This is a genomic window from Novosphingobium sp. GV079, assembly GCF_003058045.1.
GTDB lineage: Bacteria > Pseudomonadota > Alphaproteobacteria > Sphingomonadales > Sphingomonadaceae > Novosphingobium > Novosphingobium capsulatum.
Window position 1 is genome coordinate 1 of sequence record NZ_QBUE01000015.1, and the last position, 21,253, is coordinate 21,253.

General features: G+C 64.7%; 18 protein-coding genes and 2 tRNA genes. 13 read left to right on the forward strand and 7 right to left on the reverse strand.

What is annotated here, in order from left to right:
- Positions 1–224 precede the first annotated feature (224 nt).
- The 8 genes from C8K14_RS16895 (at position 225) to C8K14_RS16930 (ending at position 4,822) form a co-directional block, all read left to right on the forward strand.
- Positions 225–1,346 (forward strand): hypothetical protein, encoded by a 1,122-nt coding sequence (locus C8K14_RS16895; protein ID WP_107758312.1) that lies wholly within the window; start codon positions 225–227, stop codon positions 1,344–1,346.
- Between the two features lie 20 nt (positions 1,347–1,366).
- The gene (locus C8K14_RS16900; protein ID WP_107717795.1) at positions 1,367–2,164 is read left to right on the forward strand and encodes a hypothetical protein; all 798 of its coding nucleotides are present in this window, start codon (positions 1,367–1,369) and stop codon (positions 2,162–2,164) included.
- A 46-nt stretch (positions 2,165–2,210) separates the two neighbouring features.
- Positions 2,211–2,450, forward strand: a complete 240-nt coding sequence (locus C8K14_RS16905) for a hypothetical protein (protein WP_133726863.1) — start codon at positions 2,211–2,213, stop codon at positions 2,448–2,450.
- 1 nt (position 2,451) lies between these two features.
- Positions 2,452–3,072, forward strand: coding sequence for a glycoside hydrolase (locus C8K14_RS16910; protein WP_199223765.1), 621 nt, complete (start codon positions 2,452–2,454; stop codon positions 3,070–3,072).
- Between the two features lie 94 nt (positions 3,073–3,166).
- Complete coding sequence (locus tag C8K14_RS16915) at positions 3,167–3,649, forward strand: TIGR02594 family protein (protein WP_233251125.1); 483 nt, start codon at positions 3,167–3,169, stop codon at positions 3,647–3,649.
- Between the two features lie 14 nt (positions 3,650–3,663).
- Positions 3,664–3,981 carry a DUF3307 domain-containing protein gene (locus tag C8K14_RS16920; RefSeq protein ID WP_199223766.1) on the forward strand — a complete coding sequence of 106 codons (318 nt, stop codon included), beginning with the start codon at positions 3,664–3,666 and terminating at the stop codon, positions 3,979–3,981.
- Positions 3,978–4,235 (forward strand): hypothetical protein, encoded by a 258-nt coding sequence (locus C8K14_RS16925; RefSeq protein WP_107717803.1) that lies wholly within the window; start codon positions 3,978–3,980, stop codon positions 4,233–4,235. Before C8K14_RS16920 ends, C8K14_RS16925 begins: the two co-directional genes overlap by 4 nt.
- The gene (locus C8K14_RS16930; protein ID WP_107717805.1) at positions 4,232–4,822 is read left to right on the forward strand and encodes a hypothetical protein; all 591 of its coding nucleotides are present in this window, start codon (positions 4,232–4,234) and stop codon (positions 4,820–4,822) included. Before C8K14_RS16925 ends, C8K14_RS16930 begins: the two co-directional genes overlap by 4 nt.
- Positions 4,823–4,858: 36 nt before the next feature.
- On the opposite strand, the gene C8K14_RS16935 is transcribed toward C8K14_RS16930, so the two are convergent.
- Both C8K14_RS16935 and C8K14_RS16940 read right to left on the reverse strand, forming a co-directional pair.
- Positions 4,859–4,932, reverse strand: a tRNA-Gln gene (locus C8K14_RS16935).
- A 10-nt stretch (positions 4,933–4,942) separates the two neighbouring features.
- A tRNA-Met gene (locus C8K14_RS16940) sits at positions 4,943–5,016 on the reverse strand.
- Positions 5,017–5,676: 660 nt separating this feature from the next.
- Between C8K14_RS16940 and C8K14_RS16945 the strand changes: the two genes are divergently transcribed.
- On the forward strand, positions 5,677–5,886 hold the full coding sequence (locus C8K14_RS16945) for a hypothetical protein (RefSeq protein WP_107717806.1): 210 nt from the start codon (positions 5,677–5,679) through the stop codon (positions 5,884–5,886).
- Positions 5,887–6,304: 418 nt separating this feature from the next.
- Here the strand turns inward: C8K14_RS16945 and C8K14_RS16950 are convergent, their stop codons facing one another.
- A complete protein-coding gene (locus C8K14_RS16950; RefSeq protein ID WP_107717808.1) occupies positions 6,305–7,714 on the reverse strand; it encodes a sulfatase in 1,410 nt (469 codons plus the stop codon).
- 171 nt (positions 7,715–7,885) lie between these two features.
- Here C8K14_RS16950 and C8K14_RS16955 point away from each other — a divergent pair, with 171 nt between their 5' ends.
- The 4 genes from C8K14_RS16955 (at position 7,886) to C8K14_RS16970 (ending at position 13,387) form a co-directional block, all read left to right on the forward strand.
- Entirely contained in the window at positions 7,886–8,428 is a 543-nt protein-coding gene (locus C8K14_RS16955) for a hypothetical protein (RefSeq protein WP_107717810.1), read from the forward strand.
- Between the two features lie 136 nt (positions 8,429–8,564).
- Positions 8,565–9,788 (forward strand): NADP-dependent isocitrate dehydrogenase, encoded by a 1,224-nt coding sequence (locus C8K14_RS16960; RefSeq protein WP_022675940.1) that lies wholly within the window; start codon positions 8,565–8,567, stop codon positions 9,786–9,788.
- 155 nt (positions 9,789–9,943) lie between these two features.
- A complete protein-coding gene (locus C8K14_RS16965; protein WP_133726864.1) occupies positions 9,944–11,515 on the forward strand; it encodes a DUF1963 domain-containing protein in 1,572 nt (523 codons plus the stop codon).
- A 102-nt stretch (positions 11,516–11,617) separates the two neighbouring features.
- Positions 11,618–13,387 (forward strand): cation:proton antiporter, encoded by a 1,770-nt coding sequence (locus tag C8K14_RS16970; protein ID WP_107717814.1) that lies wholly within the window; start codon positions 11,618–11,620, stop codon positions 13,385–13,387.
- A 161-nt stretch (positions 13,388–13,548) separates the two neighbouring features.
- On the opposite strand, the gene alaS is transcribed toward C8K14_RS16970, so the two are convergent.
- The 4 genes from alaS to C8K14_RS16990 form a co-directional block, all read right to left on the reverse strand.
- Positions 13,549–16,194 carry an alanine--tRNA ligase gene (gene alaS / locus C8K14_RS16975; RefSeq protein WP_107717816.1) on the reverse strand — a complete coding sequence of 882 codons (2,646 nt, stop codon included), beginning with the start codon at positions 16,192–16,194 and terminating at the stop codon, positions 13,549–13,551.
- A gap of 64 nt (positions 16,195–16,258) precedes the next feature.
- Entirely contained in the window at positions 16,259–17,089 is an 831-nt protein-coding gene (locus tag C8K14_RS16980; protein ID WP_107717947.1) for a class I SAM-dependent methyltransferase, read from the reverse strand.
- Positions 17,090–17,301: 212 nt separating this feature from the next.
- On the reverse strand, positions 17,302–18,372 hold the full coding sequence (gene recA, locus C8K14_RS16985) for a recombinase RecA (RefSeq protein WP_022678432.1): 1,071 nt from the start codon (positions 18,370–18,372) through the stop codon (positions 17,302–17,304).
- Positions 18,373–18,752: 380 nt separating this feature from the next.
- The gene (locus C8K14_RS16990) at positions 18,753–21,251 is read right to left on the reverse strand and encodes an ATP-binding protein (protein WP_233251126.1); all 2,499 of its coding nucleotides are present in this window, start codon (positions 21,249–21,251) and stop codon (positions 18,753–18,755) included.
- Positions 21,252–21,253: the final 2 nt, after the last annotated feature.

Sequence of the window (21,253 nt, forward strand, 5' to 3'; positions counted from 1 at the left end):
TCCGCGCTGTAGCGCTTTCTCGTCGTCTTCATTCCAGTCCATTCCTCAGGTCAGGCTGAGCTTATCATCCTGTCCAGAAAAACGGCACCACCTCACTAAACGTCACGACTCTGCTCAATATTGCGGGTTCGCTGCGCATCGGCGCGGCGGCTCTCAAGTCGCCGGGGTCCTATCCGGGAGTGTTCTGGGCCTACATCGACGGATCGCGTCGAAAGATTTGGGCGTTGCTCACCGACGGCACAATCTGGGCATATCGCGCGCAGGCCGTAACCTTGACGGCGGGCACTATCCGCATCGGTTCCGCTTCAGTCTACAACGCAAACTGGGTTGTGTTCACCGCGCCCGATGCCAGTGGAAATTACCAGGTCTATAAGCAGAACCGTGCAACCGGACAGGTCACGGCACTGACCACCACAGGCAACCACACCGATTTGCAAATCAATGGCAGCGTGGCTGCGTGGCTGACCGATGGCACCTATAGCGATTATTGTGATCTCGATGCTGGCATAGCCGGCCCTGTAACGGCCCGCCCGCTTATATGGGCTGTCGGACACTCAATGCTGGCCAATTATGCTACGAACCGCCAGCCTCCGCTGCCTGATAAAGTGGCGTCGGCGCTCAATTGGCCTTTGGCCAATTTTGCAATCCAGGGCGCGGGTTCGGCGCAGCAAGTCGCTCGTGCGGGACTTGTGGCCACCACGCTGACCGTAACCGGGAATACGATCCCGGCCTCTGGCCCGGTTACTATAACCGCCGTCACGCCGAACGATTTTATCGTTTCCGCCTATGGCCCGCGCTCAATCTACGGATGGCTGGGCGGGGTCTATGGATATCTGACGTGGGACTCTGTGGCTGGCGAACGTTTCTGGCGGGCCACGGCTGGCGATGCTGTCCCGATTTCGGCGGGAGCAACTTGGATACCGGACGTTGGCTTGGCTTTTTCGGGCGTTGCTTTGATCTGGACTCTTGTGAACGATGATCATGGCAGTGCTGGCCGTGCAGCGTCGCTCGCTAATCTCAACATGATTGTCGCCGCGCTCAAATCACTGGGCAAACGCTTTGTCATCCTGCGCGAGTTTCCGCGCACTACCGACACAATCGGTTCGGCGAGCCGGGCAGACATCGATGCACTCAATGCCGCAGTCCAGGCCGCCTATCCCAATAATTGGCTTGATCTGATGCCGACGCTCTACGCGAACGCAGCACCGTCGGACGCGACAGCTGTGTCGCAGGGATTGGTCCCGCCATCATTGAGCGCGGGTGACGGCTTCCACTTGGGCAATGCGGGCAATGATCTGGCCACCGTTGCCATCGTCAACTTTATCAAAGCAAAAGGTTGGGCCTAACTATGCCTACTACTACAGTCGTGGCGCTCGACGGCACCATCACCACCACCGACGCCAACTGGCCGCTGCTTGCCTATGACGATCAAGTCAATGCGGGCACCATGCTTCTTTGGGACCCATCCATTGCCGCGCAATGGCCCACCGCAGTAATCGGCGGCGCGGTCAATGCAGGCGACAGCTGGAAAAACCTGAGCGAAAATTTCGCTGACGGTATCCAGCAGTCGGGGGTCATGCCAGTCTATGATGCCACTGGCGCCCAGTTCGCTGCCGCCACCACCGGCAGCATCTACTGGCCTGCTGGGCTGTTTGATCTCAAGGCGCTGGACTATCCCAATTTTGCAATGACGTGCTGGGGCAAGATGCCGGCAAATCCTGTTGCCAGCGGGACCCATCGGCTTTTTGGATTCGGCAATACGACCGGGGCAATGTCTTTCGGGGCGTGGTATAATTACAACAATACGCCGCTTCTCGGTTTGTCAGCCGTTATCGATGGGTCTGGTTCTTCATCGGCTGATGCTACCGCGCTCATCAACAAGGCCTTTTGCATCCAGATGACTTGCGCCGATGCTGGTTCTGGGCAGCGAAAGATTACGATTTTCCTGAACAACGCTCAGATTGCCCAGGTTACCAAAACCCCGGCTTTGGCGGCACAACCGACCGTTAGCTTTGGCCTAGGCAAGGCAACTTCCGCTTTCGCTGGGCCGGACGATGCCAAGTTCAGCCGGTTGATCATGGAAAACTGTAGCATTTCCGGTTTCGATCCCGAAGTTCGGCGGCAGGCTGAGTGGAAGGCAAAGCACGCGGTATTTGGGCTGTGATCCTCCTTGCCGGTCTTTGGCCGTTGGCGCTTGCCGGGTGGCGGCCATGACTCCCTCCGACATTCATCGAGACCTGGGCCGCATGGAAGGACGCCTCGACGCCGTGGAAGATCGCCTGACGAAAATAGAGGTGGTCCTTGAGCGGATCGATCAGCGCATGGCCCGGATCGAAGAGACAGAGGCCAAGCGCAAGGGTGGCTGGGCCGTCCTGGTCGCGGTCGCGTCGCTCATCGCCTCGTTCGTGGCGGCCATGTTTGGGCTGCTGGTCAACCATTTCTGGAAGTGAAATGACCATGATCGATATTTGCAAGCTGCAAGCCAGGCTGCGCGGTGCCGGCTACGCGATCGGCGCGGTCGACGGTGTTGCCGGCGCCAAGACCATGACGGCGCTGATGGCGGCCGTCGCTGGCCGGCCAATGGCGCCGCTCCTGCCGCTGGGCGGCGCCGCGGCGATATGGCTGGCGCCGGCTGGGCTGCTCGATACCAGCGCGCGCCTGGCCAACTGGCTGGGCCAGGCCGCGCACGAAACCGGCGGCTATCGCGTGCTGCGCGAAATCTGGGGGCCGACGGATGCGCAGCGCGGCTATGAAGGGCGCGAAGACCTGGGCAACACGCAGCCAGGGGACGGCAAGCGCTACCTCGGCCGTGGCCTGTTCCAGATCACCGGGCGCGCTGCCTATCGCATCATGGGCGGCAGAATCGGAATGGACCTTGAGGCGCAGCCGGAGATGGCCGAGCTTGCCCCCACGGCCGTGCGCACCGCCTGCGAGTTCTGGAACCTGCGCAAGCTGTCGGCCTTGGCCGACGCCGGCGCAGATGATGCCATTACCCATCGCATCAACGGCGGCGAAAACGGTATCGACAGCCGCCGCCGCTATGTCCTGCGCGCCAAGACGCTGCTGATCTGATCCCGGGCGCGCTGCGCCACCCTTCGGAGACATCGCTATGCCCACCCTGCCCCCGGCCTATGGCTGGCTCTCGGCGCTTGCCCAGCGTCCGCGCATGATCGACGCGGCCCTCGCGCTCTACGGCGTCACGGAAATGCCCGGCGCCGCGAACAACCCCCAGATCATCGGCTGGGCCAAGGAACTCGGCGGCACCGTCGCCAAGGTCTACACGGCCGACAGCATCGCCTGGTGCGGCCTGTTCATGGCGGTGGTGGCCGATCGCGCCGGCAAGACCGTGCCCGCCAATCCGCTCTGGGCGCTGTCCTGGGCGCAATTCGGCAACCCGGCACCTGTGCCGGGCTTGGGCGACGTCTTGACCTTCCGGCGCGACGGGGGTGGACATGTGGGGCTCTACGTGGCGGAGGATGAGGCGGCCTATCACGTTCTCGGCGGCAACCAGGGCGACCGGGTGAGCATCGCCCGCATCGCCAAGAGCCGATTCTACGCCGCGCGCCGGCCGGTCTACCAGGTGCAGCCCGCGAGCGTGAAACCCTATCGCGTGGCCGCCCAAGGCCAGCTTTCCACGAACGAGGCGTGATCATGAGCATATCGATGATGTTGATCCTGCTGATCGGAGCTCACGCTTTTGCCGACTATCCCGGCCAAGGCGATTTCCTCTCAAAGGCCAAGAACCGCACGGCGCCGATTCCCGGCGTACCGTGGTGGCAGGCTCTTGGCGCACATGTCACGATCCATGGTGCGCTGGTGGCGTTGATCACTGGCATCTGGTGGCTGGCGATTGCCGAGGCGGCAATCCACTTCGCGACCGATGATGCCAAGTGTCGTGGGCGCATTTCCTTCAACGCCGATCAGGCAATCCATCTGCTGTGCAAGGTAGCCTGGGCACTGATTGCATGGAGCATATCATGATCAAGACCTGGATCTCGCACGCGCGCGCCGAGGCGGCGTCACTATGGCGCCTGTGGTCAGTCAAGATCGCGGCTTTGGCTGGCTTGTTTGTCGCATATCTGATGAGCGACCCAACGCTACTGCCGCGCGTCGTAGCTTATGTGCCAGAGGGGTGGCGCCCACTGGCGTCGGCGGCCGTGGGCTTCGCCGCCTTCGCGTTACCCACGATCGCGCGCCGGCTGCCGCAGCCGCCCAAACCGGGAGATGGACAGTGATCGGCGCGCTCTTTACCCGCGCCTGGGCGCGGCTGGTGAACCTGCTGGCACCCATCCTGGTGCCGATCCTACTCGGCCTCCTGCTGTTCTTCGCCGGCGGATGGGCCTGGCAGACAGTGCGCATCGAGGGCTTCCACCTGTGGCTGATCAAGGTCGATGGCCTGCGCAAGGAGCGCGACGACGCCATCGCCGCGCTCGCGGCCGTGAAGAAAGCCCAGCCCGAGGCGGCCCAGGCGCAGGCCATCGTAAACCATGCACCCGCCGCAGCTGCGGCGCAGATCGCGGAGAAATCCAATGTCGATGCCCAAGCCTATTATGAGCGCGGCCGTGCTGCTGGCGCTGCCTATGCTGATGCTCACCGGGTGCTGCCAACGTGCCCTGGAAGTCCGGTCAGCAATGCCGATCTGCCCGGAGCCGATCACGCTGCCCCGGTCAATGACCGATCCAGTGCAGCAAGCCTCGATGTTGCCGTCTCCCGCGCCGACTACGACATCCTCGTCGGCAACAGCCTCAGGCTCGCCAAAGTGTATCAGGATGCCCAAGCCCTGATCGATGCGGGCGTAGCCGTGGCATCAAGCAATCCTTGACGACTGTGGCGCTGTTGCAGGGGTGTGCGAGGTAGCTGGATCACCGGCTAGGGGTCGAACCTAGATTGCGGCAGTCAAAGTGCCGTGTCCTGCCATTAGACGACCGATGAAAAATGGCGGTTGCGGGAGCAGGATTTGAACCTGCGACCTTCAGGTTATGAGCCTGACGAGCTACCGGACTGCTCCATCCCACGTCGCCGATTGCACCGGGCTTTCCCGGCCGGTTGCATGGCTGCCTCCTATGATTGGAGATTGCTTGCGATGGCGCACCATAGCACATTCAGCGCGCGGGGGAATCCCAAAAAGGCCAATCGACTTGCGCGAGTTTTGCGTGAGAATCGCTCAAAAACCAGCCATGTTCGCGCACTGTTCCGGCACTTCAAACCGCAGAAACGGCGGAAACCAGCCATTTCTTCCTACAACCATTGCGTTGACATCGTAGGGGTCGCAAGTTCAATCCTTGCTACGCCCACCATCGGAAACCCTTGAAAAGCCCCGCTTCGGCGGGGTTTTTCGTTTGCCGCGTTTGGCGACACTAGGGCCATTTCGCATGAAATGGCAAACGCGCATCGGCATCAAGTTCGATAGATGCTGTTCGCTTTGGCAAAGCACATTCACATTACTGCGATATGGTCCAAGCCTCCCGTTTAAGGGGCATGAAGCTCAGCTCACAAGCCATGGTCGGGTAATGGCAAATTCATGATTTTGCTCGAATAAATTCCTATAGGAACCCGAAAACTTCGTTAGGTTTTATCTGTCATTTTGGCAGAATTCCTCGATTGACGAAATTTCTGCATGCGACCATACACCGGAACGAACAACGGGCTTGTGCATAAACAGGGGATTGAGAGGAGATGACCGTGCGGCTGCTCATCGACATCCTTAGTGCCTTGACGGCGACTGTTTCGTTTTTTCTGATTGCAGCCAACCTATTCGTGATCGTGATGACGATCCTGCATAAGCGCCGACTGGCCATGCGGGTATTGTTTCCATTTTCACGTGCAGTGGCGATGCTACGAATGAGCGACAGCTATCGACCGTCGAGGCCATATCGGCGTTGGTGACCCCTGCATCTACCGATCTTTGGCGATATTTCCCGCTTTTGGGTAGGCGTTCTAGGAAGTGTGGTTGTTGAAATCGCAGCCTGTTACCGCGCTACTTCGAATTCCGATGGCGATGTACCAAAGCGGTATCGCAAGCTTGGCTATATCGCAGTACGCACGTTTCTCGCTCTTGCTGGCGGGACGCTTGCAGAGGTGTTTGAGGCAAGTACCACCATGGCGGCTTTCTACCTCGGCGCGTCAGCACCGATTGTAATAGATAAGCTGGCTCAAGGCGCACTACCGACTATACCCACACATAAAGACGACGGTTGAATTTCAAAGTTCGAAGCCCTGTCTTTTGCCAAAGAGCGGACATTGTTGGATATGATATCTGTGCGTAATAGACTGCATTGTCCGTTACGCACGTTTTTTCTAAAGCTCAATCCGTGGCGATGAAGTGATCGGCCAGAGTCTTGGCCGTAAACCCATGGCTGTAGCTTTGCGGATCGAGCGGCAGCATCGTGGCGTTCCAGCGGTTCCAATCCTGCGTCAGCGCGGCAAAGACATCGGGATACCGCGCCTTGAGGTTGGCGCGTTCCATGGGATCGGCCTCGACATCGAACAGAAACGTGTTGTCGCCGATTTTCAGGTATTTCCATTGGCCGCGGCGCGCCGCCTGCTGGTCGTGCAGCTTGTAACGCCAATAGAGCGTGCGTGCCGGCAGGCTGCCACCGGCAATCGCGCTGCGGATGTCGATGCCATCGGGGGCAAAGGCAGGATCGGGCGCGCCGCCCGCCGCAGCGACGAACGTGGGCAGCCAGTCCATCGAGATGATCTGTGCCGTGCTGGTGCTGCCCGGCTGGCTCAGGCCGGGCCAACGCACGATCGCGGGGATGCGTAAGCCCCCTTCGAGCAGTTCGGTCTTGCGCCCGGTAAACGGCCAGGTATCGGCAAAGCGTTCGCCGCCATTGTCGCTGGTGAACACCACCACGGTGTTGTCGGCCTGGCCCGAATCCGCCAGTGCCTTGAGAATGCGCCCGACCTGAAGATCGAGGCCCTGCACCATCGCGGCATAGGTTTTCTGGCTGCCACCATCGAAATGCATCAGCGCCTCGGGGTCCTTGGACTGGGCCAGCCGCTTTGACTCGCTGTCGTCGTCCGGGGTTTCCCAAGGCCAGTGCGGCGCGGTGAAATGCAGGCTGAGCAGCCAGGGCTTGCCGATGCCGGCATTGCGCCGCACCGCCGCCACGGCGTGATCACCCAAGAGATCGGTCAGGTATCCGGCCTGCTGCACCGGCGTGGCGCCATCCCACAAATCCGGCCGCCCGCCCGAGGTGGCGTGGGTGTAATAGTCCACCGCGCCGCTGCGGATGCCCCAGAATTCGTCATAGCCGCTCAATCGCGGATCGTAGTCGGGCAGGCTGCCCAGATGCCACTTTCCGATCAGCCCGGTGGCATAGCCGGCCTTGCGCAGCAGCGAAGGCAGCGTGGGCTGGCTGGGCGGCAGGCCGATCGCGCGCTGTGCCAGCGGCTCTTCGAGCCCCACCGGCAGGCGATATTGATAGCGCCCGGTAATCAGCGCCACGCGCGTGGCGGTGCACACCGCGCTGTTGGCATAGGCCTGGGTAAAGCGCACGCCCTGCTGCGCCAGTGCATCGATTGCGGGCGTGGCATAATCGCGCCGGCCATAGCACGAGACATCGGCATAGCCCATGTCATCGGCCATGATATACAGGAAATTCAGCTTCTTGCCCGTATCGGGCACGCCCAGCGCTGGCGATGCCAGTGCCGCGCCTCCGGCAGCAAGGCCGGCCAGGGCTGCGCGGCGGGAAAGGCGGGATGCGGGCATGACAGGCTCCTTGCAACAGGATGGAACGGCGCGGCAGAGGTCAGCCGGACGCCAGCCATTGTCTACAAATTTAATTGAACACCCCGTATAGCCATGCTTGGCTCTGCAATTGCGCCACATGCGAGCCAACTGCGCTTGATCGCGGAGTGCCGCACAGGCCACGTGCCCGGCATGAATGATGTTTCCACCGATGCGACCCTGGCGTGCCGGCGTCTGTACTGGTCCGCACTGCAGGATCGGTGGGACCGCCGCACCCGGCAGGCCGCGGCGTGGCTGGCGGACGAGGCCGGCGTGGTGGATATCGGTTGCGGGCTGATGCCGCTGCGCGACCATCTGCCGGCCGGCACCCGCTATGTGCCAGTGGACATTGTCGATCGCGGGCCCGGCACGGTCCTGACCGATCTCAACGCCGATCCGCTGCCCCGCTTTGCCGAACGCGCCGCCGCCATGCTCGGCGTGGTGGAATATGTCACCGATCTACCGCGCCTGTTTACCCAGTTGCGCCAGTTCGACCGCGTCGTTCTGTCCTACAACCACGCGTCGGTGCAGGATGTGCTGTGGGCCATGCGCCTGCGCCGCAAGGAGGTGATCTGGCTGCATCGCCATGGGCCGGCGCGCTTTGCCCGCCTGCTGGAGGACGCCGGCTGGCACATCGCGCGCCGCCACCGCGTGCGCGTGGGCGAGGCGATGTACGATCTGCGCAGCTGCCCTTGAATGGCCGCCACGTTGCCGCACTGCGGCGCAAAACATAAGCTCGGTTCAAGAATCGCCGGAGCCGCGCTTGCGCCGCGTTCCGCACCTGCTAAGGGGGCGGTAAGTTCAACTCCCCAGGCAAGGCAACAGGACGGCTATGGCGAAGATCAAGGTGAAGAACCCGATCGTCGAGATCGACGGCGACGAGATGACCCGCATCATCTGGGAATGGATCCGCGAACGCCTGATCCTTCCCTACCTCGACCTGGACCTCAAGTATTTCGATCTTTCGGTCGAAAAGCGTGACGAAACCGGCGATCAGATCACGATCGATTCGGCCAACGCCATCAAGCAGTACGGCGTGGGCGTGAAGTGCGCCACGATCACCCCGGACGAAGCCCGCGTCGAAGAATTCGGCCTCAAGAAGATGTGGAAGTCGCCCAACGGCACGATCCGCAACATCCTGGGCGGCGTGGTGTTCCGCGAGCCCATCGTGATCCAGAACGTGCCCCGCCTCGTGCCGGGCTGGACCGACCCGATCGTGGTTGGCCGTCACGCCTTTGGTGACCAGTACAAGGCCACCGACACCCTGATCCCCGGCCCGGGCAAGCTGCGCCTGGTGTTTGACGGCGTGAACGGCGAATCGATCGATCTCGAAGTGTTCGATTTCCCGTCGGCCGGCGTCGCCATGGCGATGTACAACCTTGACGATTCGATCCGCGACTTTGCCCGCGCCAGCTTCAACTATGGTTTGAACCTGGGCTGGCCGGTCTATCTGTCGACCAAGAACACCATCCTCAAGGCCTATGACGGCCGCTTCAAGGACCTGTTCCAGGAAGTGTTCGACAGCGAAGGCTTCAAGGAAAAGTTCGCTGCCGCCGGCATCGAATACCAGCACCGCCTGATCGACGACATGGTCGCTTCCGCGCTCAAGTGGTCGGGCAAGTTCGTGTGGGCCTGCAAGAACTATGACGGTGACGTGCAATCCGACACCGTGGCGCAGGGCTTCGGCTCGCTCGGCCTGATGACCTCGGTGCTGATGACGCCCGACGGCAAGACCGTGGAAGCCGAAGCGGCCCACGGCACCGTCACGCGCCACTATCGCCAGCACCAGCAGGGCAAGGCGACCAGCACCAACCCGATCGCCTCGATCTTCGCGTGGACGCGCGGCCTGATGTATCGTGGCAAGTTCGACGAAACCCCCGATGTGGTGCGTTTTGCCGAAACGCTGGAGCGCGTGTGCATCGAAACCGTGGAAAGCGGCAAGATGACCAAGGACCTCGCGATCCTCATCGGCCCCGACCAGCCCTGGATGACCACGGAAAAGTTCTTCGAAGCGATCGTGGAAAACCTGGAAAAGGAAATGGCTGCCTGGGCCTGAACCCGCGCCATTTCGCATGAAAAAGAAAGGCTCCGGCGTCTGCCGGGGCCTTTTCTTTTGGGGTGGGAACGTCCTAACAGGAATAAACGCGGTCTTGCGGGGCACAACAGGCGCAAGCAGCCGTGGGCAAGGGGGCCTTGGGCAAAGTGAGTAGCATGACGCAATTGGCACCCATGGTGGGGATCGCGCTGGCCGTGGTGGCCGTGCTCGCCACGCTTGTGGTGCTGCTGATCGTGCGCCGCCGCCGCGCCGCCGCCCTGGCCGCGCAAGAGGCCGAACTTGTCGAAGAAGCCCCGCCCCCACCGCAGCGCCGCCGCAACTTTGGCCCCGGCGCCGGCACCGCCGCCGATCAGGCTGATATGCCAGACGATGGCCCGAGCCTGCCCGCGTTCGTCACCGCTGCCCAGGCAGCCAGTGCCGACGCGCAACCGACCGCGCCATTCGTGGCCGAACCGGCTGCCCCGCGCCAGTCGCGCGGGTTGCCCGCCGCCATCGCCGGCGCTCTGGCCCAGGCCGTGGTGTTTCGCCAGTCCTTCCCGCCCGTGCCCACCGGGGCGCACAGCTTCTATGGCGGCGTGCCGTTCACCCCGGGGCCTCTGGAGTGGCCGCGGTCTGCCCACACCGGCCTGCCGCTGCATTTCCTGTTGCAGGTGGATTGTGCGCAAGTGCCGCCCCGCGCACGCCTGGGCGTGTTGCCCGGCAGCGGCGCACTGCTGTTCTTTGCCGATCTCGCTGCCGTGCCCGGTGGTCCCGCCGCAACCGAAGGCCGCGTGATCTGGATCGATGATGCTGGCTCTGCCGAATGGACCGAGGCAGAGCCCCCCGCTGATCTGCCGCCGGCCTATGCCGATGCGGCCGCTCAGGCCTGGCCATGGGCCGTCGATGCGGCCGACGCGCCACAGGTACTGCCGCGCTGGCCGTTCGCGCCCGCTGTGATCGAACTGACCACGGCGGCCCACGATCCGGCCGCGCCGCCGCTGCCCTGGCCGGAAAGCGCGGCCACCGCCGATGCCCTGCTGGCCGCACAGGGCAGCCCGGTTGCGGTCTTTGCCCTCTCGCCCAACGATTTCAACTTGGGCGACGATGGCCTGATGGATCGGCCCTGGCCGGGCTTCCCGCACGATTGGCTGTCGATCCAGACGCTGGTGGCGATGCTGCTGCGCGAAGCCGGGCGAACCAGCGTGGCTGCCGCCCGCGCGCTCTGGCCCGATCTGGCGGATGAGGATCGGCGCACGCTGCTCGCCCAGATCGAAAGCGAATGCGGCGAATGGCATGCCCTGGCGCGCAACAAGGCGGCCTTTGCCGATGTCACCGCGCCGGTGCGCGACGCGTTCTGGCAATGGTTTTCCAGCTATGCCCCCCTCGCCCGCCTGGTGGCGCCGCGTGGCTGCGTGGCCGCGGTGGAAACCACGCTGCACGCCCTGCCCGGCAGCGCGGCGGCGTTTCCCGATGAACTCGTGGCGCGGCTGGCCTATCGCCACGCGCTGGCGGTGCGCACCGCTGCGCGCGTGCACGCCCGCGTGCCCGATCGCCTGCTCGCCGCGCCGTGCGAAACCGAGGCCGATCAATCCGACCGCATCCGCCGCCAATTGCTGCTGCTGGAACTCTCGGCCGACGAAGCACTGGGCCACCACCTGGGTGACCACGTCCTGCAGTTCTGGATCACGCCCGAAGACCTTGCCGCGCGACAGTTTGCCGCCGTCGAGGTGACCGCGCCCGCCGTCTGAGCCGATTCCCACCCGGAACGGTGGCGCTTTTGCTGGTCAGCCACACAAACTTACCGTCGCCAGGGGTGGCCAAGCCGGACTCCACCCCCTAGCCTGCGCGGCATGGCAGGCCAGCTTCTTCCCACGTCCGCACTTTCCGATGCCCTGGTGATCCTAGGGGCGGCGGGTATCGTCATTCCCGCCTTTGCGCGCTTTCGCATCACGCCGATCATTGGCTTCATCCTGGTTGGCCTGCTGGTGGGCCCCTATGGCCTGGGCTCGCTGGCGCAGCAGCTGCCCTGGCTGCACTACATCACGATATCCAATCCCCACGCGATAGAGCCGTTTGCCGAGTTCGGCATCATCCTGCTGCTGTTCGAGATTGGCCTGGAACTGTCGTTCAATCGCCTGTGGTCGATGCGGCGGCTCGTGTTCGGGCTGGGCGCGATGGAACTGATCGGCTCGGCGCTGCTCGTGGGCCTGGGCCTTATGCTGCTGGGTCAGCCGGTGGCTGGGGCACTCGGCCTGGGTCTGGCGCTGGCGCTCTCGTCTACCGCGCTGGTGCTGCCGATCTCGGGCACGCAAGGGCCGGTTGGCCGGGCTGCGCTGTCGATGCTGCTGTTTGAAGATATCGCGCTGGTGCCGATCATCTTCCTGCTTGGCGCCATGGCTCCGGTTGCTGCCGCCAACGCACCCAGCCTGGTCGAAACACTGTGGAAGGGCGGCGCGGTGATCGTGGCGCTGCTGGTGTTCGGACGGTTTGGCCTGCCGCCGCTGTTTGCCCAAGCCGCCAAGACCAAGAGCCCGGAACTGTTCCTGGCCGCCAGCCTGCTGGTGGTGATCGTGGCGGCGCTCGCCACCGGCGCAGCCGGCCTTTCGCCGATCATGGGCGCACTGCTCGCTGGCCTGCTGATCGCCGAGACCGAATACCATGGCGAAGTCGAGGCGATTACCAAGCCGTTCAAGGGCCTGGCGCTGGGCGTGTTCCTGATCACCGTGGGCATGGGGATCGACCTGCGCGTGCTGGCCGCCAATTTCGGCCCTCTGGCGCTGGGCGTGCTGGGCGTGGTCGTGGCCAAGGCAGTGGTGACCGGTCTGCTGCTTCTGTTCTGGGGCAAGGAAAGGTCGACTGCGATCGAGACCGGCATTCTCATGTCCAGCCCATCGGAAACCACGCTGATCGTGCTGGGTACGGCGGCGCAGGCCCAGTTGATCCAGCCAGCCACCGCGCAGTTCTGGCAGATCGTTACTGCCATTGGCCTCACCATCACGCCGCTGCTGGCCAAAGTGGGCCAGGTGGGCGCCGGCCGCGTGCGCAATCGCGCCCGGGCGGACGAGGTCGCTGTGGAAGAGCCTGAGGGCCGCCGCACCGTGATCCTGGGCTTTGGCCGCGTGGGCCGCCTGATCGGCGAAATGCTGGCCGAGCACGGCCGCCCCTACCTCGCGCTCGATGCCGAACCGGCCGTGGTCCGCGCCGCGCGCGCCGCCGGGCTGCCGGTGCTGTTCGGCAATATCGACAGCGCTGCGGTGATCGACCGGCTCAATCTGGCTGACGCCAGCGCGGTGATCGTGACCATGGACGAACCGGTGCTGGCCCTGCGCATCGTGCGCAAGCTGCGCACCCTGGCGCCAGAGGTGCCGATCATCGTGCGCGCACGCGATCCCGGCCACGCCGCACAGCTCTATCGTGCCGGGGCCAGCCACGCCGTGCCCGAAACGCTGGAAAGCTCGCTGCAACTGTCAGAAGCTGTGCTGGTCGACCTGGGCGTGCCAATGGGCCCGGTGATCGCCTCGATCCACGAAAAGCGCGATCAGTTTCGCCAGCAGATCATGGCCGAGGGCGAACTCGCCGCCCCGCCGCGCCTCAAGGCCAGCCGTTTGCGCGAGCGGTGACGGAAGGAAGGTAAGGGCCCCTCCACCACCGCTGCGCGGTGGTCCCCCTCCCCACGGTGTGGGGAGGATCTGGTACGGTCCTCCCCACAAGGTGGGGAGGTGGCAGCCCAAAGGGCTGACGGAGGGGCTGGCGAACAACCAACCCCTCCAGCATCAGAAAATTACCCGGCGAGCACGGCCTTGGCCGCAGCCAGCGCATCGGCCGCCTTGCTGCCATCGGGGCCGCCGCCCTGGGCCATGTCGGGACGGCCGCCGCCGCCCTTGCCGCCCAGCGCTTCCACGCCGGCGCGGACCAGATCGACGGCGCTGACCTTGCCAGCCAGATCCTCGGTTACCGCCGCCGCGATCGAGGCGCGGCCATCGTTGACCGCGACGATCACTGCCACGCCCGAACCGATGCGCTGCTTGGCCTGGTCGAGCAACCCGCGCAGTTCCTTGGGATCGAGCCCGTCGAGCACCTGGCCCGAGAACGTCACGCCGCCCACGCTTTCGTCGGCCGCTTCGGCCTTGGCGCCGCCGCCACCCAGGGCCAGCGCCTTCTTGGCTTCGGCCAGTTCGCGCTCCAGCTTGCGCCGCTCTTCGATCAGCGCGGCGACGCGGGCTTCCACGTCATCCGGCGTGGTGCGCAGCAGGCTGGCAGTGTGCTTGAGCGCGTCTTCGCGGCCGATCAGCCACTGCCGCGCGCCTTCGCCGGTCAGCGCCTCGATCCGGCGCACGCCCGAAGACACTGCGCTTTCGCCCACGATGCGGAACACGCCGATATCGCCGAGTGCGCGCACATGGGTGCCGCCGCACAGTTCGATCGAATAGACCTTGTCCGTGGTGCGGCCCATCGACAGCACGCGCACTTCGTCGCCATACTTTTCGCCGAACAGCGCCATGGCACCGGCGGCGATGGCGTCGTCGGGCGTCATCAGGCGGGTGTTGACCGCCTCGTTGGCGCGGATTTCGGCGTTCACCTCGGTTTCAATCGCGGCGATATCGTCCGCGCTCAGCGCCGTGGGATGCGAAAAGTCGAACCGCAGGCGGTCGGGCGCCACCAGCGAGCCCTTTTGCGTGACATGCGCGCCCAAACGGTTGCGCAGCGCCTGGTGCAGCAGGTGCGTGGCCGAATGGTTGGCGCGCGTAGCATCGCGGCGCACCACGTCGACCGCCAGTTGCACGGCATCGCCGACGTGGATCGTGCCGGCATCGACCACGGCCTGGTGGGCGTGCAGGCGGCCAAGCGGCTTGGCCGTATCGGTCACCGTCAGCATGAGGCCATCGGCGCCGGCGATCGTGCCGGCATCGCCCATCTGGCCGCCGCTTTCGCCATAGAACGGCGTCTGGTTGGTCAGCACGGTCACCGTGTCGCCGGCCTGGGCTTCGGTAACTTCAACGCCGTCCTTGACCAGGGCCACGACAACGCCCTCACCGCTCGTGGCGGTGTAGCCGGTGAACTCGGTCGCGCCTTCGCGCTCGGCGATGTCGAACCACACTTCGCTCGATGCCGCCTCGCCCGAACCCTTCCACGCAGCGCGCGCGGCGGCCTTCTGCTGGGCCATGGCCGCGTCAAAGCCTTCGCGATCGACGCTCACGCCACGGGCGCGCAGCGCGTCTTCGGTGAGGTCATAGGGGAAGCCGAACGTGTCATAGAGGCGGAACGCGGTTTCGCCAGGCAGTTTGTCGCCTTCGCCCAGCCCAGCCGACGCTTCATCGAGCAGGCGCAGGCCGTTCGACAGCGTCTGGCGGAAACGGGTTTCCTCGCGCTGCAGCACTTCCTCGATCAGCGGCTGGGCACGGCCCAGTTCGGGATAGGCCTGGCCCATTTCGGTCACCAGCGAACCCACCAGGCGGTGCATCAGCGGATCCTTGGCGCCCAGCAGGTGGGCGTGGCGCATGGCGCGGCGCATGATCCGGCGCAGCACATAGCCGCGTCCTTCGTTCGACGGCAGCACGCCATCGGCCAGCAGGAAGCTGGACGAGCGCAGGTGATCGGCGATCACGCGGTGGCTGGCAGTGTGTTCGCCGGTGGCCTTGACGCCGGTCAGGCTTTCCGAGGCGGCGATCAGCGCGCGGAACGTGTCGGTATCATAGTTGTCGTGCTCGCCCTGGAGCACGGCGGCAATGCGCTCCAGCCCCATGCCGGTATCGATCGAGGGCTTGGGCAGCTCGCCGACGATCTCGCCGGCGGCCTGCTCGAACTGCATGAACACGAGGTTCCAGATTTCGATGAAACGATCGCCGTCCTCGTCCGGGCTGCCCGGAGGGCCACCGGCGATATGCGCGCCATGATCGTAGAAGATTTCCGAGCACGGGCCGCATGGGCCATCATCGCCCATCGCCCAGAAGTTGTCCTTGGTGGCGATGCGGATGATCTTGTCGTCGGGCAGTCCGGCAATCTTGCGCCACAGCGCGGCGGCGTCTTCATCGGTGTGATAGACGGTAACCAGCAGCTTTTCGGCAGGAATGCCCCAAACCTTGGTCAGCAGAGTCCAGGCGTTGGTGATCGCCTGTTCCTTGAAGTAATCGCCGAACGAGAAATTGCCCAGCATTTCGAAGAACGTGTGGTGCCGCGCGGTATAGCCCACGTTATCCAGATCGTTGTGCTTGCCCCCGGCGCGCACGCACTTCTGCGAAGACGTGGCGCGCGGAATGCTGCGCGTTTCCAGGCCCGTGAAGACGTTCTTGAACGGGACCATGCCCGCATTGGTGAACATCAGCGTCGGGTCGTTGTAAGGAACGAGCGGCGCGGATGGCACCACTTCGTGGCCTTGCGAGCCGAAGTATTCCAGGAAGGACCGGCGGATTTCGTTCGTCGAAGTCATGCCCCGCCGATTAGGCGAGGCGTGGCTTGGGAACAAGCGGGATTCATCGCTAACCGTGATCGCATTACGCTTTCGTGGCGGTAACGATCCAGGCGGCAGCGGAGAACATGACTTTGCCATCGCGGGTGTGGGCGGCGATCACCGCGCGCAGCCGCTGCTCGATCCCGGCGCGGTCAGCCTCCGCTGCCTGGCGCAAGGCCGAGGCGGCCGGCCCGATGCGGCGGAACAGGGCCAGGGCCTGCTCGGCGGCGTCAGGCCCCTCGCCTGCCAGATAGGCGAAATCGTGGGGCGTGAAGGCCAGGTCTGTCCACCCCGCCAGCATGGCCCGCACATGATCGGGATCGGCAAAGGCAAACGGGCCTGGAGAAAAGGGGTTGGGCGCATGCGGATCAGCAGGCTGCGCCGGCGGCGGCACCAGGCCCGCCATGGCGCTGGCCCAGGCGTTTTCAGCCGGGGCGCGAAAGCACGAGAACACCAGCCGCGCCCCCGGCGCCGCCACGGCGGCCAGATGGGCAAAGGCGGCGGGCGGATCGGCAAAGAACATCACGCCATGGCGCGAGACGAGCAGATCGGGCGTGAAAGCAGGATCCTGCCATCGGCTGGCATCGGCGATGGCAAAGCGCACATTGGCGCGGCCGGCCCCACGCTGCTGCGCGGCAGCGATGAGATCAGCCGACAGGTCGATCCCGCATACCGCGCCCTTGGGTCTGGCAGCGGCCAGCGACAAGGCCAGTTCGCCCGCACCGCAACCGATGTCGAGCACCCGATGGCCGGGCATGGCAGCGATCGTTGCCAGCAAGGCCGGCGTCAGTTGCGCAAAGGTGCGATCGGTGCGCTGCCATTCTTCTGCCCAGGCGCGGCCGACGCCGCCCTGCCAATCCATCGCCTGTGTCATGCTGCCGGTATAAATGATCGCCGCGAGCTTGGCGACAGCGGCGCTTGCGTCACGCCCTGATCCTGGCGTTGTCGCCGGGATGAAAGACTTTGCCTGGCCAAAACGCCAGCGGCGCGCCATTCACCTGGAACGACGCGCCGGGAGCAAGGAACGGCAGGGCGTGGCGCGGCAGCCTGCCGCCATCGCGCCCTGCGGATCAGGTCAACGCCTGATCAGATATCGTCGTCAGCGTCAGGGCCGGCCATCAGGCCTTCGGCCACCTGCTCGGTCCGGCCACGGATCGCCGCTTCCAGGCGATCGCGCAGTTCGGTGTTTTCGCGCAGGAAGTTCTTGGCGTTTTCGCGGCCCTGGCCGATGCGCACCGAGTCATAGCTGAACCATGCGCCCGACTTTTCGACCAGGCCGGCCTTGACCCCGAGATCGAGGATTTCGCCGATCTTGGAGATGCCTTCGCCATACATGATGTCGAATTCGACCTGCTTGAACGGTGGGGCGACCTTGTTCTTGACGACCTTCACGCGGGTGGTGTTGCCGGTGATTTCGTCGCGATCCTTGATCTGGCCGGTACGGCGAATGTCGAGACGGCAAGAGGCATAGAACTTGAGAGCGTTGCCGCCGGTGGTGGTTTCCGGGTTGCCGTACATCACGCCGATCTTCATGCGCACCTGGTTGATGAAGATCACCATGCAGCGCGAACGGCTGATCGAGCCGGTCAGCTTGCGCAGCGCCTGGCTCATCAGGCGGGCCTGGAGGCCGACGTGGCTGTCGCCCATTTCGCCTTCGATTTCGGCGCGGGGCACCAGCGCGGCGACCGAGTCGACGACGAGAATGTCGATGGCGTTGGAGCGGACCAGCGTATCGACGATTTCCAGCGCCTGCTCGCCCGTGTCGGGCTGCGAGACGATCAGTTCATCGATGTTGACGCCCAGCTTCTTGGCATAGACCGGATCGAGCGCGTGTTCGGCGTCAACAAAGGCCGCCGTGCCACCGGTCTTCTGCGCTTCGGCAATGGCGTGCAGCGCCAGGGTGGTCTTCCCCGAGCTTTCCGGGCCATAGATTTCGATGATGCGGCCGCGCGGCAGGCCGCCAATGCCCAGCGCGATATCCAGCCCGAGCGAGCCGGTGGAAATCGCTTCCACCTGCATCGTCTCCTTGGAGCCCAGCTTCATCACCGAGCCCTTGCCGAATGCGCGGTCGATCTGGGCCAGTGCGGCGTCTAGCGCCTTCTGACGATCCATGTCCTTTTCTTTGCCTTCCTGAATGAGCTTGAGCTGCGCCGCCATGGCTGCTTCCCCTTGCCTAGAGATGGCTGACACGAACCGTCAACACACAGAACAATGTACTTATTCTGTTCTTATGGAACAAGGGGGGAACAGAAAATTCTTTCCAGAGTGGAGACAATTTCCGCTGCGCACTGGAAACATGGGGATTTCAGGGACTTTTTCAAGCTCTCCCACGCAGCAACCCACGCTCGGCATGGCATTTCCCCAGTTTGGGAAAATGCTGCCATCGTGGCGGAATTGGCGACTCAGCTGGCTTGTTCGGCCCGCCCCTCCGTCAGGCCTGCGGCCTGCCACCTCCCCACGATGTGGGGAGGATCTTGAAGGCCCTCCCCACATCGTGGGGAGGGGAACCGCCCGCGCAGCGGGTGGTGGAGGGGCAATCACTCCCCGCGCAGCACCTGTTCGACCGCCGCCACGATCTGCGCCACCGAAAACGGCTTGGCCAGGAAATGCATGTTGGGGATGTCGATCTCGCGGCGGAGCTGTTCCTCGGCATAGCCTGACATAAACAGCACCGGCAGATCGGGCTTAACCCGGCGGATCTCGCGCGCCATGGCCGGCCCGTCCATCGAAGGCATGACCACGTCGGACACCACCAGGTCGATATCCCCGCCAACCGCCATGATGCGTGACAGCGCTTCCAGGCCGTCCTCGCCATCGGCCGCCGTGGTGACCTCATAGCCCTGGCGCACCAGCGCCCGCTCGGCCACGGCGCGCACGGTGTCCTCGTCCTCGACCAAGAGCACGCGCCCGCCGCCGGTCCATTGCGTGCGGCGCGTCTCGCCCTTGGGCTTGGCCGCCTCTGCCACATCGGCCGGATCGGGCACATGCACCGGCAGGTAGATGGTAAAGCGCGTGCCCTTGCCCACCTCGCTATCGGCAAAGATGAAGCCGCCCGATTGCTTGACGATGCCATAGACAGTGGAAAGGCCAAGGCCGGTGCCCTTGCCCTTTTCCTTGGTGGTGAAGAACGGTTCGAAGATCTTGCCGATCTGCGAGGGCTTGATGCCGTGCCCGGTGTCTTCCACCACCAGCGCGGTATAGTCTGCCACGGGCAGGATTTCGCTTTTCATCGCCCGCACGTCATTGGCGCTCACCCGCCGCGTGGCGATGCGCAGCGTGCCGCCGGTCTTGGTATCGGCGCCGTTGGCGGTCATCGCATCGCGGGCATTGACGGCAAGGTTGAGCAACACCTGCTCCAGCTGCACCGGATCGGCGCGGACCAGGCCCAGATCGCGATCGTGGGTCACGTCGAGCTGGATCTTCTCGCCCAACAGGCGCTTGAGCAGGGTGGAAACCTCGGCCACCACATCGGGCAGTTGCAGCACTTCGGGGCGCAGCGTCTGCTGGCGCGAAAAGGCCAGCAATTGCCGGGTGAGCGAGGCAGCGCGGTTGGAATTGGCCTTGATCTGCTGGATATCGTCGTAATCGCTGTCGCCCGGCGTGTGGCGCATCAGGATCAGATCGCAATAGCCGATGATCGCGGTAAGCACGTTGTTGAAATCGTGCGCCACGCCGCCGGCGAGCTGGCCCACGGCCTGCATCTTGGTGGCCTGGGCAATCTCGCGCTTGAGGCGGGCTTCCTCGGTCGAATCCTTGAGGCTGAGCAGCACGGCCCCCTCGCCCATGCCGCGCACGCCGGCGAGGCTGAGCGAAACCGGCTCTTCGGGCGAGGCGCGCAGGCGCACCGCCACGTCGCCCGCCGTGGGCGCGCCCTGGGTATAGCGGCGGACGGCATCGGCCAGCGCGCCCTTGTCCTCGCGGATCACCAGGTCGGAGGGATAGGGCGGCGGCACGGTATCGTCATGGCCGGCGGCGCGCAGGAACGCACGATTGGCAAAGAGGAAGCGGCCATCGCGATCGGTCATCGCCAGGCCCAGCGGCAGGCGCGAGAGCAGCGCCTCGATCTGCGGCAGCCCGGCGCGCGCGTCACCCAGCGCGCCATCGTTGTCGATGATCAGGAACAGCGAAGGCACCCGCGCCGGATCGGTGCTGGCCACGCCATCGGGATCGGCGATCGGTACGTGGACAAAGCGCACCGGCGTGCCGCGCGCGCCTTCGCGGGCATAGAAAATGCGTTCGGCATCATCGGCACGGAACCACGAGACAAAATCGCTGCCGCCCACCTGCGCGCCTTCCCCGCCAGCGCGGGTGGCAAAGGCGCGGTTGGCGGCGCGCACCAGGCCATCGGGCATGACCACGGCCGCCTGGATGCCTTCGCGGGCCAAGGCACGGCCGAGCTTTCCGGCCACGTGCCCGGCCATGTCAGCCACCAGGTCTGCCTGTTCGAGGGGAATGAACCGGCACACCAGGTGATCCTGCCCACGCCCGGCGCGCAGCAGTTCCACCCGCCAGCGCCCCTTGGCCGAGGTGATTTCACCAATCTGGGCACGGCCATCGCGCCAGGCCGCGCGCACCGCGCCATCGAGCGCTTCGACAGCCGGCCCATCGAGCGGCAGGCGCGGCGGCGCGACATGGCCAAACCACTCCGCAAAGCGGCTGTTGGCGCAGGCAAGGCGGCCGGCCCGGTCCAAAATCGCCAGTGCTTCATCGGGCCGCTCGATCGCGGCAAAGGTCACCGACCAGTCGGGCGCGGCCGGTGCAGTCTCTCCGCGTGCCGGAACGAAGCGCAGCAGCAGGCGCGCCATCAAGGCCAGCACGGCAATGCCCACCAGGTAGGCTGCGGCCAGCACGGCATCGCCCGCCAGCAGCCACAGCAGCGCAGCCCCGGCCAGTGCGGCGGCAGCCACCCAGGCCGCATCGCGCCGCCATGCCGGGCCCTTGCCAGCGGCGTGCGGCGCCCCGGACAGATTGTTGCCCCCGTCGATATCGCCCGCTGCGGCCGGCACGCTTGCTCCCTTCACCATGACAGGCAGCATGG